16 protein-coding genes are annotated in these 19,249 nt (G+C 58.1%); 6 read left to right on the top strand and 10 right to left on the bottom strand.

Annotated elements, in window-relative coordinates:
• Positions 1-22 precede the first annotated feature (22 nt).
• Complete coding sequence (locus H4317_RS02710; RefSeq protein WP_260625791.1) at positions 23-715, bottom strand: SGNH/GDSL hydrolase family protein; 693 nt, start codon at positions 713-715, stop codon at positions 23-25.
• 129 nt (positions 716-844) lie between these two features.
• Between H4317_RS02710 and H4317_RS02705 the strand changes: the two genes are divergently transcribed.
• Positions 845-1,345, top strand: a complete 501-nt coding sequence (locus tag H4317_RS02705) for a DUF1905 domain-containing protein (RefSeq protein WP_185888658.1) — start codon at positions 845-847, stop codon at positions 1,343-1,345.
• A 94-nt stretch (positions 1,346-1,439) separates the two neighbouring features.
• The gene (locus H4317_RS02700; RefSeq protein ID WP_185888657.1) at positions 1,440-2,426 is read left to right on the top strand and encodes an ATP-binding cassette domain-containing protein; all 987 of its coding nucleotides are present in this window, start codon (positions 1,440-1,442) and stop codon (positions 2,424-2,426) included.
• 90 nt (positions 2,427-2,516) lie between these two features.
• Here H4317_RS02700 and H4317_RS02695 read toward each other — a convergent pair whose 3' ends face one another.
• A complete protein-coding gene (locus H4317_RS02695; protein WP_185888656.1) occupies positions 2,517-2,813 on the bottom strand; it encodes a hypothetical protein in 297 nt (98 codons plus the stop codon).
• A gap of 320 nt (positions 2,814-3,133) precedes the next feature.
• Here H4317_RS02695 and H4317_RS02690 point away from each other — a divergent pair, with 320 nt between their 5' ends.
• Entirely contained in the window at positions 3,134-5,656 is a 2,523-nt protein-coding gene (locus tag H4317_RS02690; RefSeq protein ID WP_185888655.1) for an MG2 domain-containing protein, read from the top strand.
• Positions 5,657-5,709: 53 nt separating this feature from the next.
• Here H4317_RS02690 and H4317_RS02685 read toward each other — a convergent pair whose 3' ends face one another.
• The 3 genes from H4317_RS02685 to H4317_RS02675 all read right to left on the bottom strand — a co-directional run bounded on the left by H4317_RS02685 (position 5,710) and on the right by H4317_RS02675 (position 7,616).
• Positions 5,710-6,351, bottom strand: a complete 642-nt coding sequence (locus H4317_RS02685) for an OmpA family protein (protein ID WP_185888654.1) — start codon at positions 6,349-6,351, stop codon at positions 5,710-5,712.
• The gene (locus H4317_RS02680) at positions 6,348-6,923 is read right to left on the bottom strand and encodes a hypothetical protein (protein ID WP_185888653.1); all 576 of its coding nucleotides are present in this window, start codon (positions 6,921-6,923) and stop codon (positions 6,348-6,350) included. The genes H4317_RS02685 and H4317_RS02680 overlap by 4 nt, the downstream gene beginning before the upstream one ends.
• Positions 6,924-7,034: 111 nt before the next feature.
• Positions 7,035-7,616 carry a GNAT family N-acetyltransferase gene (locus H4317_RS02675; protein ID WP_260625790.1) on the bottom strand — a complete coding sequence of 194 codons (582 nt, stop codon included), beginning with the start codon at positions 7,614-7,616 and terminating at the stop codon, positions 7,035-7,037.
• Between the two features lie 82 nt (positions 7,617-7,698).
• Here H4317_RS02675 and H4317_RS02670 point away from each other — a divergent pair, with 82 nt between their 5' ends.
• Positions 7,699-9,327: an amidohydrolase gene (locus H4317_RS02670; protein ID WP_185888652.1), complete on the top strand. Its 1,629-nt coding sequence runs from the start codon at positions 7,699-7,701 to the stop codon at positions 9,325-9,327.
• A gap of 19 nt (positions 9,328-9,346) precedes the next feature.
• On the opposite strand, the gene H4317_RS02665 is transcribed toward H4317_RS02670, so the two are convergent.
• The 5 genes from H4317_RS02665 to mfd form a co-directional block, all read right to left on the bottom strand.
• Positions 9,347-9,862: a hypothetical protein gene (locus H4317_RS02665; RefSeq protein WP_185888651.1), complete on the bottom strand. Its 516-nt coding sequence runs from the start codon at positions 9,860-9,862 to the stop codon at positions 9,347-9,349.
• Between the two features lie 194 nt (positions 9,863-10,056).
• The gene (locus tag H4317_RS02660) at positions 10,057-10,740 is read right to left on the bottom strand and encodes a hypothetical protein (protein ID WP_185888650.1); all 684 of its coding nucleotides are present in this window, start codon (positions 10,738-10,740) and stop codon (positions 10,057-10,059) included.
• Positions 10,741-11,206: 466 nt separating this feature from the next.
• The gene (locus tag H4317_RS02655) at positions 11,207-12,136 is read right to left on the bottom strand and encodes a hypothetical protein (RefSeq protein ID WP_185888649.1); all 930 of its coding nucleotides are present in this window, start codon (positions 12,134-12,136) and stop codon (positions 11,207-11,209) included.
• Position 12,137: 1 nt separating this feature from the next.
• Positions 12,138-13,565: a DUF3696 domain-containing protein gene (locus H4317_RS02650; protein ID WP_185888648.1), complete on the bottom strand. Its 1,428-nt coding sequence runs from the start codon at positions 13,563-13,565 to the stop codon at positions 12,138-12,140.
• Positions 13,566-13,624: 59 nt separating this feature from the next.
• Complete coding sequence (gene mfd, locus H4317_RS02645; RefSeq protein ID WP_260625789.1) at positions 13,625-17,155, bottom strand: transcription-repair coupling factor; 3,531 nt, start codon at positions 17,153-17,155, stop codon at positions 13,625-13,627.
• Positions 17,156-17,356: 201 nt separating this feature from the next.
• Between mfd and H4317_RS02640 the strand changes: the two genes are divergently transcribed.
• Together H4317_RS02640 and H4317_RS02635 are read left to right on the top strand one after the other, a co-directional pair.
• On the top strand, positions 17,357-17,569 hold the full coding sequence (locus H4317_RS02640; RefSeq protein WP_185888647.1) for a hypothetical protein: 213 nt from the start codon (positions 17,357-17,359) through the stop codon (positions 17,567-17,569).
• 178 nt (positions 17,570-17,747) lie between these two features.
• On the top strand, positions 17,748-19,226 hold the full coding sequence (locus H4317_RS02635) for a toxin-antitoxin system YwqK family antitoxin (protein ID WP_185888646.1): 1,479 nt from the start codon (positions 17,748-17,750) through the stop codon (positions 19,224-19,226).
• The last annotated feature ends 23 nt before the right edge of the window (positions 19,227-19,249 follow it).

Here is a 19,249-nt window from a genome sequence, read left to right as displayed (position 1 = left end):
ACAGCAGGCCGCGCACCGGCAGCTACTTTTTCAGCACCTTCCCTACTACCTGCTTCCACACCGCATAGCCGGCGGGGGTTAGGTGGAGGCTGTCGGACTCGTAGAACTGCGGCTGGGGGCGGCCGTTGGGGCCGAGCAGCGGGGTGGCGGTATCGAGGTAGCGCAGGCGCTTGGGGTGCGCGGCCACGTACTCCCGGATAAGGCGGTTGGCTTCCTGCATCTGAGGGTAGAGCGCCCAGCGCGACGGACTGGGCTTGATGGCCAGAAATGTCAGCGGCACCTTCGGCAGCTTCTGCTGCATCAGCTGCTCAAATGCCAGAAACGATTGGAACACCTCCTGCGGCGTGGCCCCGGCATTGATGTCGTTGTCGCCCTCGTAGAGCACCACTTGGCGCGGATTGTAAGCCACCACCAGCTTATCGAAGAAGTGCAGGGCGTCGGGAAAGCGGGAGCCGCCGAAGCCGCGGTTGAGTGCCGGGCGGCCAGGCAAATCCTCGCGCAACGTTGTCCATTTGCGCACCGAGGAGCTGCCGTAGAACAGGATGGGCCGGGCAGGCGGCGGCGTGAGGCTGTCCTGGCGGGCAAAGGCGCGCAACTCGTCGGTCCACTGGGCGGGGTTGAGCGGAGGCACAGCCGCCGACTGCGCCCAGCTAGCCCCTAGGGTTGTCAGCCAGAAGCCACCTATTATCACTACTCGACGCATCAGATACAGCATAGGGGAAACAGCTAAAGAGGGCCGGGCCTCACGAAAAACAGGTTGTCAGAAGAAGGTAACGGCGACATGTGGCAGGCTGCACAAATTCTGTTGTATTTGCAGTAGCTAAACTGCCAGGCGGCCAGCCCTATGCCCATCGAACTCTTCAACGCCGAGGTGAAACTAGAGAAATTCTCCGGCAAAGGCGGCTGGACGTATGCGCCGCTGCCGGCCACGGTGTCGGCCCCCAAGTCGTGGTTCAACCAGCTGCGGGTGAGCGGGCAGATTGATGATTTCGTGCTCTACAACGCCAACCTGATGTCGATGGGCAAGGGCCGGCTGTTTCTGCCAGTGCGCGCCGCCATCCGCAAGCAACTCGGCAAGGAAGCCGGCGACGTGGTGCAGCTACTGTTGCTCTGCGCCGACGAGGATGCACCACTTTCGGTATCGGCCGAGGACTTTGCGGAATGCCTGGCCGAAGTGCCAGCCGCCCTGGCCACCTATCAGCAGCTGCCCGCCGCCGACCAGCAAGCCTGGGTGGCGTGGGTGGCCGCCGCCCCTACTGATGAGCAGAAAGTGGCACGCGTGGAAATTGCCTGCCAGCGCCTGGCCTACCACACCGGCCCCGCCCATTGCCTGCCGCTAACCTGAGCTACCGTACAGCTGCCCCCGTAGGGTGCGGGGCTGAACGGCGTAGCTTTGCGGGGCGGGCAGAGGTTGCCCACAGGTTAGCAAGCGGGTACTTATGAGCTTATTGCGCGTTTCGGGAATATCGTTGCAGGAAAGAGGGGACTTCGCGTTGCAGCACATCAGTTTTCAGCAGCGGGAGTTTGAGAAGCTGGCCATAGCCGGCGAAACGGGGGCCGGCAAAAGCACGCTGCTGCAGGTGGTGGCCGGACTGGCGCAGCCCCAAGCCGGAACTGTGCTGTTTGACGGCCAACGCGTGAAAGGCCCGCAAGAAGTACTGGTGCCGGGGCATCCGGGCGTAGCGTATCTGTCACAGCACTCCGAGCTGCCTCACTCCCTGCGCGTGGAGCAGGTGCTGCGCTACGCCAGCAAGCTGCCCGCCGCCGAAAGCCAGAAGCTATATGAGTTGTGCCGCATCGGCCATTTGCTGGAGCGCCGTACCGACCAGGTTTCGGGTGGCGAGCGGCAGCGGATTGCGCTGGCCCGGCTGCTGCTTTCGTCGCCGAAGCTGCTGCTGCTCGACGAGCCGTTTTCCAACTTAGATCGGGGGCACAAGCAGCTCCTGAAAACCGTAATTGACGACATCGGGGAGCAACTGCGCCTGACCTGCATTCTGGTGTCGCATGATCCAGCCGACACGCTTTCCTGGGCCGATACGCTGCTGGTGCTGCAACAGGGCCAGCTGGTGCAGCAAGGGCCGCCCCGGCAGGTATATGCTCAGCCCACGAATGAATATGTGGCGGGCCTCTTTGGCGACTACAACCTGCTGCGTGGGGCAGCCGCTACGGCGTTTGCCGAGCTGGCGGGTCTCGCGCCCCGCCGCAAGCCGCTGCTCATCCGGCCGGAAAGCTTGCGCCTGTTGCCAGCATCCACAGAGGCTGCTGTGCCGGGTACGGTGCGGGCAGTACGGTTTTTCGGGAGCTATTCGGAAGTGGAAGTGGCGCTGCTGCGCACCCGCGTGACGGCGAAAACCGCCGCCACAGACTTACCCGTCGGCGCAGCCGTGGGCGTTGCGCTGGCTCCTGCCGGCGCGTGGTATCTGTAGAGAAGCGTGGCCGCAGTACCAGCTCCGCACAAAAACAAAAAGGGCTGCCTCGCTTGGAGGCAGCCCTTTGTTGTCAGAATCAGAAGGACTCTAGTACGATGAACCGCTGGTAGAAGTGGACTTCATTTTCTTCTTGGCACGCGGCTTTTTCATCTCCTTGGTACGGCGGGTGTCTTGGCTGTTGCCGGGTGTCAGGGTCGACTGCTCGCTGGCAGGCTGGGTGTTGCTGGAAGGCAACGTGCCCAACGACCCCGGAGCCTGCGCCGGTGGCGACGACTGTGGGCTCACGCTGCCGCTAGGCGTAGGCGTGCTTTGGGGCATAGTCTGGGCAGAGGCAGCAGTAACGCTCAGGGCGAAAGCAGCGGCGAAGGCGAGGAAATTTTTCATGGAATCAGGATTGGATAAAGACGAATGATGTCTTCTCATACGCACCTTTCGGCGGCGCGTTGGCAAGTGACGCATCTTAATGGGTACAAGGTTTTGGCATTTCCATCATACCGATGAGCTTGATACTGAATACTATATAGCACAATCAATAGACTCTAGCAGCCCCTTAACTAAGTAGTATTCTGACGATTCAGGCGGGTAGCTCACCAGCCCGACAACCGGCAAATCAGGCTGGCTAAACGGACCATGAATACCGCCCACAAACTCTCTGGCAATACCTGTATACTTGTGTCTGTCTATCCCTTCCTAACTCCTGTCCTATGAACTATCGGCGCCCGTTGTGGGCTGCGGCGACGTTAGCCGTTCTTGTCTCTTTTACTGCACCAGCTGATGAGTTTACCCAGCGCATAGCGGCGCAGCTGAAGCGCTTTTACACGCTTACGAGTCCTGAAAAAGTATACCTGCAGTTTGATAAAGACGTCTATAATGCCGGTGAAACGCTCTGGTTCAAAGGCTATGTAGTGGCTGAGGCACCTCAGCAGGCCGACAGCGTAAGTCAGGTGCTGTATGTGGATCTGATTGGGCCCGACCAGAGGCTGCTAGTGCACCAGACGCTGGCTGTACAGGCCGGTGGAGCCCCAGGCAGCTACTCCCTGCCCGGCAACCTCCCCGAGGGCGTGTACACTGTGCGGGCCTACACCAACTGGATGCGCAACACACCCGATTATTTCTTCACCCGGACACTCCCCATATTGGCATCGGCGGCTGGTTCTGCCCCCAAGCAGCCGGAAAAAACGTCTGCCGGTGCTCAGGTTCAGTTCTTCCCGGAAGGTGGCGAACTGATAGCCGGCTTACCAAGCGTAGTTGCCTTCAAAGCCACCGGCCCCGATGGGCGCGGCATCAGCGTGAACGGCACCGTGCAGGACGAGAAAGGTACTGTGGTGAGCCAGCTCCGCACTCATCACCTAGGCATGGGCCGTTTTGAGCTGCAGCCCACTGCTGGCCACCGGTACTCTGCTAAGGTGCGCTACCCCAGCGGCCAGGAGGCCACCTACGAGTTGCCGGCTGCCCAACCTGCCGGATTCACGCTGCAGGTGCAGGAGAAAGCTGATGCGTTTCAGGTAGTAATCCGGCGCAAGGCTGCTGCCGGCGAAGCACCTACGGAACGGATTGCGTTGGTGGCGCACGTGCGCGACACGCTGGCTCATGCCGCGCAGGCCGAGGTGAGCACTGCCGCACCCCTGACCGTATTGGTACCCAAAAGCCAGCTGCCGGCCGGCATTCTGCATTTTACTGTGTTCGATGGGCAGCAGGTGGCCTGCTGTGAGCGGCTGGCCTTCAGTGCCCCCGGTACCGGCGCCCGCCTCACAGTGCAGCCCACCAAGAAAACCTACGGTCCCCAGGAAAGCGTAACGCTGCGTGTAGCCGCTCAGGATGCAGCCGGCAAGCCCTTGGCAGGCAGCTTCTCGCTGGCCGTTACGGACGTTGCTGGTACGTCGCAGCTACGCAACGCCACCGATATTCGGAGCAGCCTGCTCCTGACTTCTGACCTGCAGGGTGTTGTAGAGCAGCCTGGCTATTATTTCGCGACTACAACTCCCACTACTACCCGCGCCCTCGACGATTTGCTGCTCACCCAAGGGTGGCGCCGTTTTGTGTGGAAGGCGCTGCTAGCCGACCAGTGGAGCCCGATGCCTTATGCCCGTGAGCAAAGCCTGAGCATGAGCGGGCAGGTGCTGGGCAAGCGCATGGAGCCACTTGCCGAGGCTGCCGTTGTGCTCACCAGCTTCCGCCCTTCCAAATCGTATCAGACCCTGACGGACGCGGAAGGCCGCTTCACGTTCTCCGGCTTTTCGGGGCAGGATTCGGCGGCGGTGCGGGTGGTGGCGCTGCCGACCAAGAGCGTCAAGCATCCGCAACTGGTGCTGGACGACAAACTGCCTGCCATTGCAGCTTCGGGCGCGGCACTGTGGCCATGGGCCGCCGACAGCTCGGCGCTGAAGTTCCAGACTGTGGGTGGCCGCAACACCGTGAGCATGCGCGATAAAAACATCCTGCTGAACGAGGTGGTCGTGCAGGACCGTGCTCCGCAGGCTACCCGGCCAGATAACCGCCGCATCTACGGCCGGCCCGATGCTACCATTCTGACCAAGGACATTGCCGGAATCGGCAGCTACAAAGATGTAGTGCAGGTGCTGCAGGGGCGCGTGGCGGGCCTCACTGTAGTTGCCAACCAGGACAACGTACGGATAACGATGCGCGGCAAAAGCAGTTCCAGCCAGACCCAGATGGCACCAGCTATGCAGCAAAGCACCAACTCCCGCAACCGGCCCATGGTCAGCGATGCGCCCACCATGCCGACTGCAACACCCCTGTTTCTGCTTGATGGCATCCCGACGGACATCAACATGATTAACTCAATACCCGTGGTGGATATCGAGGCTATTGAGGTGCTGAAACCTGGGTCGGCCGCCATTTTTGGGGAGCGGGGAGCTTCGGGTGCCATTGCTTTCCTTACCAAGCATGGCAACCCCAACTATCGGCCAGGAGAAGAGCCTGCTCCTACAGTACTGGCTCCGATGTATGCCCCACCCCGCCTGCAGCGCGTACGCGAGTTTTATACTCCTGCTCCCAATGCCGAGGCCAATGCCACCCCGGCCGTTCGCTCGGGTGCTACGCTGTACTGGAATCCTAGCGTGCAAACCGATGCCAGCGGGGTAGCTACCGTCTCGTTTGGTAGTGCTACCAGGTCCGGTTCGTTCCGGGTGGTGGCAGAAGGTATTACACGCACCAACGAGCCGGTACGCGCGACAGAACTGTTCAAGATAGAAGCGTCAAAATAGACGCCCAGACCAGCCGGCTTGTGGCCATGCAGGTCTGGGCGGCAGAAGTACTGCTAGGAAATGATAACCTCTACGCGGCGGTTTTGCTGACGGCCTTCCGGGTTGTCGGAGCCGTCGGGTTTGGTGTTGGGGGCCACGGGGTTGGCTTCGCCGAAGCCCTGTACCTGCAGCTGACCTGCCGCGCCAGCCTGGTGCTGCGTGAGCCAGTCGGCAATGGCCTGTGCGCGACGCTGCGAGAGGGTACGGTTGTAGGTGTCGTCGCCTTTGGCATCGGTGTAGCCATTGATGACGACGCGACTCTTGGTGTACTGCTTCACCACCTCCGCCAGCTTTTCCAGGGTGGGCGTAGCGCCGGGCTTGATGTCGGCTTTGTCGAAGTCGAACAGCACGTCGGTATCGAAGTTGATGACCAGACCCATGTCGGTCATCTTGCCGCCCAGGTCACTGGCTGCGCCCGACAGGTCGCTGACCTGGCCGGTAAGCTTCTGGCCCTGGTCGGGGCGGGAGGCACTGGCGGGAGTTGCTTCGGTGGCCGTGGTGGGCGGCGACGAGCCAACGGGCGCGTTGGCGGTGCCCGTCAGGGGTTGGCCGGCATCAGGTTGGCCTGTAGCAGTGGTAGCGGACTGCTGGTCAGAGCAACTGGTGGCCAGCAGAGCCAGCAGTAGCGGCCCTACCACACGGAGGGCGCAGCTCATCGCTGAATGGTGATGCCGTCAAAGGAACCCATGCCCGGCAGGCTCAGCGAAATAGTGGTGCTGGTGGCCGGCGGAGCCGGGAACTTGAAGCTCATGATGCCGGGGCCCGTCTTGCGTGCATCGGTCGCCACGCTTTTCTTGCTGTAGTCGAGGGGCAGCGCCATGTACATGCCCGATTGGTCTTTGAGCACGTTGTACTTGCGCGAGGTGGCATCGTCGATGTAGGATACCTGGTCGATGTCAGCACGCACGGTTTCATAGTTGGCATCCGCATTTGCGGGCAGGGCAGCCTGAAGCTCCACGGTCAGGATGTCCCCGATGACGCGCGCTTTGGTAAGGGAAATCTGGGTGCCTTTAGGCCCGGGCTGGGTACCCAGCGACGGGGCAGCAGCAGGTGCTGGGGCGGCGGTTTCGGCGCGCTCAACGCCGCCCGAAGTAGCATCGGCGGGAGCAGCCGGCGCAGCCGGGGCGTCGGTGGTGACTGGGGCGGTGGTGGTTTCGGCGGTTTTTTCCTGGCTGCAGGCGGCCAGACTCAGGGCGAAGGCGCTGGCTACTAGAAAGGACTTTTGCATGGGAATAGAGAGTGGTGGAGCTTACCGGTACGAAGCCAATGCGCTAGAGGTTAGCACGTCAGTACCATCTGCCCGCCATTGTGCTATGCCAGCTGCCCAGTTTGCAAGCTGCTACTCCAGCACCGTTACCAGCGTTTTATCGTAGAGCCGCAGCCAGTCGCGGCGCAGGATGGCGTAGAGGTATTCGTCCTCAAATTCGCCCGCGTCGTTCACGCCCGATTCGCGCATGATGCCTTCCAGCTGGAAGCCGGCCGTCTTTTCGATGGAGCGCCGCGAGGAAATGTTGGACAATAGACAGCCCGTGGCAACGCGGTTGAGGCCCAACAGTTCGAAGGCCAGATAAAACAGATGCGGCTTGCTGCGCGGCGTCACGCCCCGGCCCCGCATGTGCCGGAATACATCGGCGCCGGTGGAAGCGGTACGCTCTTCCCAACTGTCTACCGTGAGCAGGGTCATGCCGGCCAGCTCCTGGCCCAGCAGCGAGTAGAAGCCGAAGTTGGTACGCCGGCCCTGCTCGTAGCGCGGCAGGTAATTCCGGAACAACTCGTCCAGCATCTCCTGCGAATCAGGAAACCCCTGAAAGAGAGCGTACACCTCCGACAGGTTGTTTTCGTTGATTAGGTGCAGGGTGATGGAGTCGGAATGCAGGGCCTGGAACATGGCAGTGGCAGTAGGGCAAGGATAACGAGGCATTACCTGGTGGCTCGCAATACCTATGCTTTTCTTTATATTCAGCTAATCAGATGATTCAATGATACCGAAATCCTGTTGACCTATGAAAAAGCTGCTGGTGGCCGCGTGGAGTTTGTGGATGATAAGTACCGGGGTGCGGGCCCAGCAACCCGCTGATATCGTGCTGCTGAATGGCAAGATCTTCACGGCCGACCCGGCCCAGCCCACGGCCCAGGCGCTGGCTATTCGGGGGGAGCGGATTGTGGCGGTGGGCACCACGGCGGAAATAACCAAGCTGGCGGGCCCAAAAACGCGGCGCGTTGATGTGCAGGGCCGCACCATTACGCCCGGCTTCAACGATGCGCACAACCATTTCAGCCCCGACGCGCCCGGGGTGCATCTGGCATTCAAAACCATGGAGCCCAGCTGGGAAGAAACCGCGCAGACCCTGACGGCCGCCGCTGCCAACGCACCGGCGGGAACGTGGCTGTTCGGTACGGTGGGTGCCCAGGTAGTGCTGAATGAACAGGTGAATCGTGCTGCTCTCGACCAACTAGTGCCGCGCCACCCCGTGCTGTTGCGTGCCTACTATGGCCATGGCTTCATTGCCAACACGCTGGCGCTACAAAAACTCAACATCCAGGACCAGCAGCCCGACCCGCTGGGTGGGTATTTCGAGCACACCGCTACTACGCCGCCCCAGCTCAATGGGCGCTTCTGGGAGTATGCGCAGTGGCAGCCCAGCCGCACGCTCACGGCCCAAGTATCCGATGCGGCGGCGCTGACAGAGCTGCGGCAGCTGTCTGATGAAGCTGTGCGGTTGGGTATCACGTCGATGCAGCTGTTTTCGCAGCTACCGTTTGAGCGGTTTGTGCGGCTGCTGGAACAGGCAAAGCTGCCGATTCGGGTGCGGGCCATTCCGTTTTCGCCGACTACGCCGCAGCAGCGCGACCTGTCTGAGGTGCGGCAACTGCCGAAGCCCGCGGCGGCCAACGCCAAAGTCAAAGCCAGCGGCATGAAGTGGGTGCTGGATGGCACGCCCTACGAGCGGGGCGCGGCCCTGCGCCAGCCCTACCTCGACCGCCCCGACTGGAAAGGCCGGCTGAATTTCACGGAGGCCGAGGTGGCGCGTATGGTGCAGGAATCGGTGGAGCTGAAGCAGCAGCTACTGGTGCATTGCGCCGGCGACCGAAGCGCGGAAGTGGTGCTGCAGACCCTCGAAAACAACGGCCCCGCCGCCAGCTGGCCCGCGCGGCGCATGCGCATCGAGCACGGCGACGGCGTGGTGGCCGACCTGTTGCCGCGCGCCAAAAAGCTGGGCGTAGTGGTGGTGCAGAACCCCATGCACTTCGCCGAGCCGCAGCTGTTTCGGCAGCGCTGGAGCCCGGGCATGCAGCCGCTGGGCTCGTTGCTGGCGGCGGGGGTGCCGGTGGCGCTGGGCTCCGATGGGCCGCTGAACCCGTTTCTGAACATCATGATGGCCAGCCTCACGCCGGCCAATCCGAAGGAGGCTATTACGCGGGAGCAGGCGGTGCAGGCCTATACTTATGGCTCGGCTTTCGCCGAATTTGCGGAAAAGGACAAGGGCCGGATTGCGGTGGGCCAGCTGGCCGACGTGGTGGTGCTGTCGCAGGATATTTTTGCGGTGCCGCCCCCGGAGCTGCCCAAAACCGCCAGCCTGCTGACGCTGATAGGTGGGCAGGTGGCCTATGACGCCAAGGTGCTGAAGTAGCCGGGCTGGCTGTGCCGCCTTACGCGGGTACAGTAGCGGGGGCAACCGGTTTGCGCCATGTGTACAGAAACGGCAGCAACCCAATTGCGAGTAATAGTAGCCCGACTACGGCTAGCCGATACTGCGCTGTTGGTGCCTCCAAGGAGCCATGCAACACTTTCGGCAGGTTCTGGACGAATGACAGGCTGTACAGCTGACTCCAGTTGAGCACTACGCCTCCCACGAAAAGCAGCAACGGCAGCAGCCAACTTTCGCGCCGCCGCCATACGATGCTGCTCAGCAACACACAAGCCAGGACTATAGCCACAAAAGCAGCTAGTGGTTCCCGCAGATATAGCTCCGAAATCAGTTGAGCCCCTGAATAGCCCGCCGGTATATGCTGCCCGACATTGGCAGTACCGTAGCGTAGCGCAAGCTGGATAAACCATACGTGCCGAATCAGGAACAGCTCCTGCATGCCCAGCACCAGAAAGGGAATACCCAGCAGGTGCAGGGCCAGCAAACGCCAGTTGATAGGGTTCAGGTGAATAGCCATTGTGCGGATAGTGCCGAAGAAATACGGCCGCAAAGAAAGGCGTTTGCCGTTGCCCGGCTACCCTAGGCCGCTCCTGCCGCTTCGGGAACTGTGCGCCTGCCTGTGCGGCCTCCTCTCCCCTACTCTCCTACCCCTACGCAAACGGCCGCCCCTGAGCAGGAGCGGCCGTGGTAGCACGGTGCCGCAGGCACTGCTTAGATAGCGGGGGCCGGCTTCTCGCGGCGCTGGGCGGTGTTGATGGTTTGGCGGGCCGACTGGTAGGCGGTGTAGAAGCGGGGCTCGGGGCGCTGGTAGCGCACGAGGTACTTGTCGAGGCGGTTGCGGAGCAGGGCCACGGCGGCGCGCAGGTCGGTAGCCAGGGCTTTGGTTTGGGCTTTGCCGTCGGCAATGGCGGCGCGGGGGGCGGTTTGCTCGGCTTGGAAGGCGGTGAGGGCCGTGTCCAGCTCGGTGAGCTCCTGCTTCGTGACGCCTTGCTCCTGGAGGGCCGTGAGGTGGGCGGTGGCCTGAGTGTGAATGTTTTTGCTGATGCGGGCCAGGTCGTTGTCGGGGGCGCGGCGGAGTTGGTACTCGGAGTAGTCGGCGTCGGTGTGGAGGCGGATGTCCTGCTGCTCGTCGGCGTAGGCGAGCAGGGCGGCGGCTACTTCGGCGGCGCGCTGGGCCAGGTGGAGCTTGGTGGCCTTCTTCACGGCCCCGGCGCTGCGGGGGGCGGCGGCGCCTTGCTGAGTTTCGGCGGTGGGGTCCAGGTCCTGGACCAGGGCGGCCAGCTCGGCGCGGGCGGTGCCGAGGGCTTTGTTGGCGGCATAGACCTCGGCATACTGGTCGAGGACGGCGAGGGTGGCCTGCATCATGGTGAGGCGGGCGCGTTGCTTATCAGTCATATAGGGTAAGGATTAAAGTACCTCGGGAAGATAGGCGGCGGCGGGAGCATCGGCTAAGCAGGGCCGCAACTTTTTTTTGCCGGGGCCGCAATGGTTGCTAACCGCTTCACAACGGCCGCTGACCTGTTCACACTGCCTGCTGACCTGCGCACAATGGCATCTAACCGGCTCATAAAGCCCGCTGACCTATGCACATTTCCATCTGACCTCTGCACAATGGTATCTGACCGGCTCACACTGCCATCTAACCGCCTCACAAGTCCTGCTGACTGTAGCGCATCAGTTGGTAACGGGGGCGCAACGCCCTCAGCCCGCCGCCGCAGAGACTGTAGCAGCGGCGTGACTGGTTGTGGCGGGGTATAGCAGTCTTTAACGGCGCAGCCCTGCCCTGTCGCGTTGAGACAGATGAAGAACAACCCCATCGTTATTATGCGTAGGATGGTAAGTAAATGTGAGATAAATCAGCTTATGCACGCAGTCTAAATTCTCTAAATCTACCAGCTTTCTGCAACAACAGTAGCGCACTTGATATAGAATATTCAATTGATAGAGACCAAGTAAATCTTGAAGGGTCAGTGTTGTTAAAATCGTCGTCAAGAGTAAGTATAAGACCTCCTATTATTACCATTCTTTCATGAATTAAATTGACGTGAGATGCTAAGTAGAGAGTAAAATTACTTCCAAAGTACGCATGCAATCTTTTATTAAATACTTGCAATTCTTCTGTCATGAATTGCTCCTTTCTTTCTACATTTTTAAAAGATCTACTATAAAAATTAATATCATATCTTTTTGACCTAATTATATCAAAATGACCACATGTGTCAATTGAAAAATCTCTACAAAATATATGTATTGTTTTTGATTTAATTTCCTCATCTATTCTAATAAAATTAAGTATAAAATCATCAACTTCTTTTTTGCTATGAAAATCAAAATATCTAAGCTGATGATTATTTCTTGAAGCTAAGTGCAATTTTATAGAATTGCTAGTATTAAAATGCTCTGGATTATCAACGAATAATATATTACTCAAAGCTAAAAGCTTAGGGCTAGAAGATTTAGCTATTCTTAAAGTTGGCTCACTATGCAATATTGTTGACAATCTAATAAACTCATCTTCTGCTGTGCATTTATTTTGATCAGGTATTATAACCAATCTATCAGAAAGCGAAGAGTCAAATAACTCCATAAAAAACATCTCTATAAATTCATAAGTATCAGGTGCATTATTAAAATTATTTCTTAATAATTCCACATAATTTTCAGAAACAACGAATCTGTTTTTTGGATTTTGAAAAACATTCAAAATTTCAACTTCACTTTGACTTGGAAAGTTTTTTTGTTTTATTCTGAAATAATATTCAAAAATGTCGCAGAGAAATATTACATTCATTTCAATCAATATTTATCTTGTTAAACACAAGTTCCTTTGCTAATGTGTAGCTAGTGTCGAAAAATCCATCTGGGAAAGGCGAGCTAATTCTGCCATCTTCAGATATGTCATGCCTGCTTTTTATTGATTTTTGATCACCTTTTTTCAAATAATAGATAGAAACGTCATCTGGTCTAATATTTCTAAATTTAGATTTGATTAATATCTGTAATTTTCTGATTATATGCTCACTGTGCGTCTCGATATAGTATTTATTTTTGTCTCCAATGCTGAGTAGAGCCTCAATGAATTTAGCTTGTAGCGATGGATGTAGATGAACTTCGGGCTGTTCAATTATAATTATCTCTCCTTTATACATTATTTCTGAAACACAAGCTTGGAATAGTATAGGCAATTGTAGCCCTACGCCATATCCTACATCAACTATGTTACTGAATAAATCAGATACTTTTACTCGCAATTCTTTAACTGCCACCTTATCTCCTTTTATAACTTTCAAATCTTCGGCAATTCCAAACTTATTTACTGTTTGTATAAATTTATCTAAAACCGCTTTTGGCACATCATTATCCCCAATAACGTTTATTATAGACTGAATATCATTTGCCCTAATAAATCTTTTTTTATCTCTCTCAAAATAATACCTTTCAGGAATATTTTTAACTGAGCTTACAAATTCTATTTTACTAAAATAATCAATGAAATAGTTTTGCGAAACTAACAAAAACGCTATTTCATTAAAAGCTGAAACATTATGTTCTTTTTGAATAGCATCTTCTATATCTATGCCATTTACAATAGTAAAGCATGCATTTTTATCAAATCTTAGATTTTCAATTCTTATAGCTTGACTGTTGTTTCTAAAATACGTAATGTGACATCTAGGTGTTAGAACATTTACAAAGTTTGATTTTGTTAATGTTTCCTTCTTAATTTGATGTATCTCCAATGTCCCTAAAGCCTTATTTTTAATAACTGTTTTTATATTCTCATGTTTATTCAATTCTTTATTCAACTCAATGAAAACAGTCGTTTCATTGTTAAAAGCTTTGTCAAATTGTGCACTTATAGATTTTAATGTTGATCTTTTTTTTGCTAAATTCTCCTCACTTTCTTCTTGATCTTCTTCAAAATCAGACATAAAACTCAAAAAATAATCTTTATATTCTATATCTGTAGAAAAAGCAAATGACAATTTCTTTCTCACATCTTGGTAATGAATCATCTCCTTATAGTTCCCTAAATCAACTAAATTTCCTGACAATGTCAAATTAGAGTCATTTGAATTAAATGCACTTTGCTTAAGCATCAATAAAAACTTTAATAAGCTACTTTTGCCAGAGCTGTTTTCTCCAATTAAAATATTTATTCTAGAAAAATCAAATACTTCTTTTTTAAAACTCCTGAAATTATTTAAATGAATTTTCATTAAGATTGATGTTAAAGTGTTTGGCCAAATTTTGTCGTTGTAATATAGGTTGTTTTCACTTACACTCCCACCGTTTCCTCACTGCCCAGCTCGCTCAGAATGCGCTTGGCGGCTTGGACGCTTTTCACGTCCTCGAAGGAGATGATGAGCTGTTCTTTGCGCTCCTTCATGGAGGCGGAGCGCGGGTGGGTCTGCACGTAGCTGAGGATGTTGCCGAAGGTGGCGCCCTGGAAGTAGGGCTCGTTGTTGGTGGCCGGGATAAAGCCTTTGAGCAGGTTTTTCTTGAGCGTGAGCTTCTCGAAGCCGGTCTGGCAGGCCAGCCAGCGCAGGCGCACGATGTCGGCGAGCTGCTCCACTTCCTCGGGCAGCGGCCCGAAGCGGTCCACGATGCCGGTGAGCAGCTTGCGCAGCTCCTCGGCGTTTTTGGCCCGGTCGAGCTTGCTGTAGAGCTGCAGGCGCTCCGAGACGCTGCTCACGTAGCGGTCCGGAATGAGCACCTGCAGGTCGGTTTCGATGTTGCACTCCTTGGGGCCGCTGGTGCCGGCGGCCTGCTGGAGGCGCTGGGTGGGGTCGCCGAGGAACAGGTCGCGGAACTCGGTTTCCTTGAGCTCCTGCACCGCCTCGTCGAGAATCTGGTGGTAGGTTTCGAAGCCCAGGTCGTTGATGAAGCCCGACTGCTCGCCGCCCAGCAGGTTGCCCGCGCCCCGGATGTCCAGGTCGCGCATGGCCACGTTGAAGCCCGCGCCCAGGTCCGAGAATTCTTCGAGGGTGCTCAGGCGCTTGCGGGCGTCGGAGGGCAAACCGGCCACCGGGGGCGTGAGCAGGTAGCAGTAGGCCTTTTTGTTGGAGCGGCCCACGCGGCCCCGCATCTGGTGCAGGTCGGAGAGGCCGTGCATGTGGGCGCGGTTGATGAGGATGGTGTTGGCGTTGGCAATGTCGAGGCCCGACTCGATGAGGGTGGTGGCCACCAGCACGTCGTAGTCGCCGTCCACGAACTTCATCATGCGCTTTTCCAGCAGGTCGCCGTCCATCTGGCCGTGCACGTAGGTCACGCGGGCATCGGGCACGAGGCGCAGAATCATGCTGGCCTGCTCCTCGATGTCCTTCACGCGGTTGTGCACGAAAAACACCTGCCCGCCCCGCTTCAACTCGCGGGAAACGGCGTCGCGGATCAGCAGTTCGTCGTAGACGTGCAGCTCGGTTTGCACCGGTTGGCGGTTGGGCGGGGGCGTGGCAATCACGCTCAGGTCGCGGGCACCCATCAGCGAGAAGTGCAGGGTGCGCGGAATGGGCGTGGCCGACAGCGTGAGCGTGTCCACGTTCACCTTGATTTCCTTGAGCTTGTCCTTGGTTTTCACCCCGAACTTCTGCTCCTCGTCAATCACCAAGAGGCCCAGGTCTTTGAACTGCACGTCCTTGTTGGTGAGGCGGTGGGTGCCGATGAGGATGTCAGTTTTGCCCTCGGCCACGCGGCCCAGCGTTTCCTTGATTTGCTTGGTGCTCTTGAAGCGGTTGACGTACTCCACCGTCACGGGCAGGTTGCCGAGCCGCTCCCGGAAGGTTTTGTAGTGCTGCATGGCCAGGATGGTGGTGGGCACCAGAATGGCCACCTGCTTGCCATCGGCCACGGCCTTGAAGGCGGCCCGGATGGCCACCTCCGTCTTGCCGAAGCCCACGTCGCCGCACACGAGGCGGTCCATGGGGTGGGGCACCTCCATGTCGCGCTTCACGTCCTCGGTGGCCTTGGCCTGGTCGGGCGTGTCCTCGTAGATAAAGCTGGATTCCAGCTCGGCCTGCATGAAGGAGTCGTGGGCGAAGGCGTGGCCGGGCGCAGTTTTGCGCTTGGCGTACAGCCGGATCAACTCGGCGGCAATGTCCTTCACCTTCTTCTTAACCGACTTCTTCTTGTTTTCCCACTCCGGCGAGCCCAGCTTGCTCATGGTGGGCGGCGTGCCCTCGGCCCCGCTGTACTTGGCAATCTTGTGCAGGGCGTGGATGCTCACGGTCAGCACGTCGTCGTCGCGGTACACCAGCCGGATGGCCTCCTGCAGCCGGTCGTTGATTTCCACCTGGGTGAGGCCGGCGAAGCGGGCAATGCCGTAGTCCTGGTGCACCACGTAGTCGCCGGGCACCAGGGTGCGCAGCTCTTTCAGCGTGAGGGCCTTTTTCTTGGAGAATTTGCGGGTTTCCTGAGCCCGGTAATAGCGCTCAAACAGCTGGTGGTCGGTGTACACCACGAGGTTCAGCGTCTCGTCGATGAACCCTTCGCGCAGGCCCAGCAGCAGGTGCTGAAACTGCACGTTGTTGTCCAGCTCGTCGAAGATGGTGCGGAGGCGGTCGGCCTGGCGCACCTGCTCGGCGGCAATGATGTTGGTGTAGCCCTTCTTCTGGTTGTCGTGCAGGTTCTTCACGATGCGGTTGAAGTCCTTGCCGAAGCTGGGCTGGGGCTTGGCGCTGAACTGGAACTCCTCGGCGCCGGTCTTGAAGTGGAACCGCTTGCCGAACTCCACCACCGCAAACCCTTCCAGCAGCTTGCGCAGCGTCTTGGCCGACTCAAACAAATCGGCGGGCTTGCTCACCACCTGGGTGCCGCCCGCCACGGCCAGCAGCTCCTGGAAGCCCGCCTCGGCCTTGTCGAAGTATTCGTCTACCACGTCCAGGGTCTGGCGCACGTCCTTGGCCCACACGGCGGTGTTCTTCGGAATGAACTCCAGAAACGCTTCCCGCGTCTCCTGCAGCAGCTTGGTCTGCACGTTCGGGATGATGCTCACCTGCTGGCGCTTCTCCACCGACAGCTGCGTCTCGGGGTCAAACGTCCGAATCGTCTCCACCTCATCCCCGAACAGCTCGATGCGGTAGGGCAGCTCGTTGGCGTAGCTGAAGATGTCCACGATGCCGCCGCGCACGGCAAACTGGCCGGCCTCGTACACAAAGTCGCTCCGCTCGAAGTCGTACTCCGCCAGCATGTCGCTCACAAAGTTCACATCCAGCTTGTCGCCCACCTTCACCAGAAAGGTGTTGGCCACCAGGCTTTTCTTGTTGATAACCTTCTCGAACAACGCCTCGGGGTAGGTCACGATGAGGACGCCGGCAGTTTCCTTGGCGCTGGCTTTGCCGCGCTTTTTGCCTTTGGGCTGGCCGTCGGTTTCTGCCGCGTCGGCTGCGTCGTCGGCTTCCTGCTCGGCGGTGGTTTTCGGGCCGCGGTGGCTATTGAGCTTATTGAGCACCTCGGCCCGCATCAGCACGTTGGCGTTTTCCGTCTCGTCGAAGCTATAGGGACGCTTGTAGGAGGTTGGGAACAGCAACGGCTCCTCGTCGGGCACGAGGTGCTGGAGGTCGGCCAGGAAGTAGGCGGCCTCGTCCCGGTCGTGCAGAATGAACAGGTGGTGCTGGTCGGGGTACTCCTGGTGCATGGCAGCCGCCAGCAGCGCATCCTGCGAACCTACCAGCCCTTTGAGGTGCAGGCGTACGGAGGCTTCGGCGGTGGCGGCGGGCTTCAGCGAGTGGCGGGTGGCGGGGTTGAGGCGCGCGCCAATCGTCATACCCGTGGGGTCGAGGGTATAGAGCTTAAGTAAATCGGAGACCTTCAAAACAGCAGTGTGGCTAGGAGAGGAAGCAAAGGTAGAAGCCCGGCCGAATGAAAATCCGGTCGGGCGAAGCAGGCTGACAGGCACCCGTGGGGTGCGCTAGTCAATACCACGCCCACGCCCCGAAAGTTTCCACAGCTTTTCATTGTGGCTGCCGTATCTTCCGAGTTCATGCAGCGAAGCAGCCCGGGGGGGCACAGGGCAATGACAGATAAGCAGAACGAACAAGACGGCACCGAGTGGGACGATATTCTGAATCATTTACGGCAGGTGCGGCAGCAGGTACGGGAGCAGGGGCCGCTACCGGAAGCGGAGAAGGCAGAAGTTACTAGTGCGTTCCACCGGGGCCTGGCGCTGTTGGAAGGGCAGGCCCGCGACATGCGCGGCAACCTGAAAGGCAGCTCCGGTAAGTGGTAGCCGGCCACAACCTCTTCTAAACCCTTCCATTATTGCCTGCTACGAGTAGTGCACTTGTTGATTGCGTGCCAGCTGTTTAGCTTGCGCCATCAACTCCTATTTGTGGGCTGCGGCCCTTGCGGTGCTTTATTCTATGCATTCCTTATCCGGCCGGGGCAGAAGTATCCTATTGCGGAGTATGCTTGTGCTCGGAGGCCTGTTGCTGGGTACACCGCTAGCCGCTTGGGCCCAGAACGCACCGTTCGTTATGCGCACGTTCTACGATTCGGCTCGCACCCAGCCCCGCAGCACGTACTCGGCCTACCACCGCGTTTCATCGGCTGACACGGTTGCGCATGGTTCTTTCCGACGCTTCTGGACCAATGGCAGCTTGGCCGAAGTCGGCCACTTCACTCACGGTCAGGCCGACAGTACCTGGACCCGCTTCTACCCTACCCAGCCCGGCCAGCCGCCCCGGGTAGCGCGGCACCTTCTGATGCAGGGGGGCCAACCCGATGGTGCTTTTGTGGTCTGGCACCCTGACGGCCGGGTGGCCCAGCGCGGCACCTACCGAAACGGGCAGCTAGTAGACTCCCTGGTGACGCTGAAACCCTCCGGCCAACCGCGTCTGCTGGGCCTATTCACTGAAAGCCCAACCGGAGGGCTGCAGGGCAGTTTCCGGCTCTGGAACAACTCCTATACGGCCCAGGCACTCAACCAAAGCTGGATTCCGAGCCCCTACTCTTCCTACAGCAACCCCTACCCGGCCCGCGACCCGCGGCGCTACTGGACCGGGCAGTTGGGAGCCGGCCGGCTAACAGGCGCTTTCACCCAGCGCGACGCCGATGGGCAGGCCATCGTGCGGCTGTCGTTTACTTCACAGGGGCGGCTGCGGCAGGTTACGCGGTATTACCCGGCAGCGTGGCGGCACCACGAACTGCTGCAGGATTTCGACGACGCCACCCGCCGCGACAGTATTGTGCCCAGCGCTCCTTTCTGGCAATGGGAGCCTGTAAGCCGGCAGCCGCTGTTCGTGCTCCGGCGCTGGTCGCCGGAAGGAGGCGAGCCTACTACCACCGTGTTGCACCTGGAACCCGTGAAACAGCGGCCGCAGCCGGTCCGCACTGCCCCACCCCTGCGCCACCCACCTGCCCCAGACACGCGGCCTGTTGCGTGCCAAGGCCCGCAAAAAGGCCCGCAAAAACAACTGCATAAGGACCATTCGCTGCAGCTACAGCCCGGCCCACGCCACACCCGCTGGATGCTGGGCGAGGCCGATACGACGGGTGCTACCCACCGCCCCCTACGCCACCGCGAGAAGCGGCTGGCCGACGGCCGACGGGTACTAGCTACCAAGCGCAGCACCCGCACTTACTACCCCGACGGGAAGCTGCAACTGGTGGAACACCAGCGGTGGCTGGGGCGTGAGCTGGAACGCGGCTACTTCTCCAATGGCCAGCGGCAGGACGTAATGCGGCAGGGACTACTGGCTTCTTACGAGCGGGTGTGGCAGGAAGACGGGCGAAGCAGCGGCACCGAGTTTAGCCGGCTGCTGGGCGTGCGCATGGTGCAGGTGCGTGTTGCCCGAAAACAGCAGGGCCGCCGCACCTACAGCTACAAGACCCGGCCGCGCCTATGGGAATCCAAAAAACGCAGGCGCAACTGGCACCCACATTAGGCAGCTATGTTGCTTCGCCCTGT

The sequence above is a fragment of the Hymenobacter sediminicola genome, assembly GCF_014250515.1.
GTDB lineage: Bacteria > Bacteroidota > Bacteroidia > Cytophagales > Hymenobacteraceae > Hymenobacter > Hymenobacter sediminicola.
This window is presented reverse-complemented; position numbering and strand designations above follow the sequence as displayed.

Coding starts and splice junctions, on each gene's coding strand:
- H4317_RS02690 (WP_185888655.1), top strand. CDS start 3,134: ATGAACTATCGGCGCCCGTTGTGGGCTGCGGCGACGTTAGCCGTTCTT.
- H4317_RS02635 (WP_185888646.1), top strand. CDS start 17,748: ATGCTTGTGCTCGGAGGCCTGTTGCTGGGTACACCGCTAGCCGCTTGG.
- H4317_RS02665 (WP_185888651.1), bottom strand. CDS start 9,862: ATGGCTATTCACCTGAACCCTATCAACTGGCGTTTGCTGGCCCTGCAC.
- H4317_RS02670 (WP_185888652.1), top strand. CDS start 7,699: ATGAAAAAGCTGCTGGTGGCCGCGTGGAGTTTGTGGATGATAAGTACC.
- H4317_RS02705 (WP_185888658.1), top strand. CDS start 845: ATGCCCATCGAACTCTTCAACGCCGAGGTGAAACTAGAGAAATTCTCC.
- H4317_RS02710 (WP_260625791.1), bottom strand. CDS start 715: ATGCTGTATCTGATGCGTCGAGTAGTGATAATAGGTGGCTTCTGGCTG.
- H4317_RS02660 (WP_185888650.1), bottom strand. CDS start 10,740: ATGACTGATAAGCAACGCGCCCGCCTCACCATGATGCAGGCCACCCTC.
- H4317_RS02680 (WP_185888653.1), bottom strand. CDS start 6,923: ATGCAAAAGTCCTTTCTAGTAGCCAGCGCCTTCGCCCTGAGTCTGGCC.
- H4317_RS02685 (WP_185888654.1), bottom strand. CDS start 6,351: ATGAGCTGCGCCCTCCGTGTGGTAGGGCCGCTACTGCTGGCTCTGCTG.
- H4317_RS02675 (WP_260625790.1), bottom strand. CDS start 7,616: ATGCCTCGTTATCCTTGCCCTACTGCCACTGCCATGTTCCAGGCCCTG.
- H4317_RS02640 (WP_185888647.1), top strand. CDS start 17,357: ATGACAGATAAGCAGAACGAACAAGACGGCACCGAGTGGGACGATATT.
- H4317_RS02700 (WP_185888657.1), top strand. CDS start 1,440: ATGAGCTTATTGCGCGTTTCGGGAATATCGTTGCAGGAAAGAGGGGAC.
- H4317_RS02695 (WP_185888656.1), bottom strand. CDS start 2,813: ATGAAAAATTTCCTCGCCTTCGCCGCTGCTTTCGCCCTGAGCGTTACT.
- H4317_RS02650 (WP_185888648.1), bottom strand. CDS start 13,565: ATGAAAATTCATTTAAATAATTTCAGGAGTTTTAAAAAAGAAGTATTT.
- H4317_RS02655 (WP_185888649.1), bottom strand. CDS start 12,136: ATGAATGTAATATTTCTCTGCGACATTTTTGAATATTATTTCAGAATA.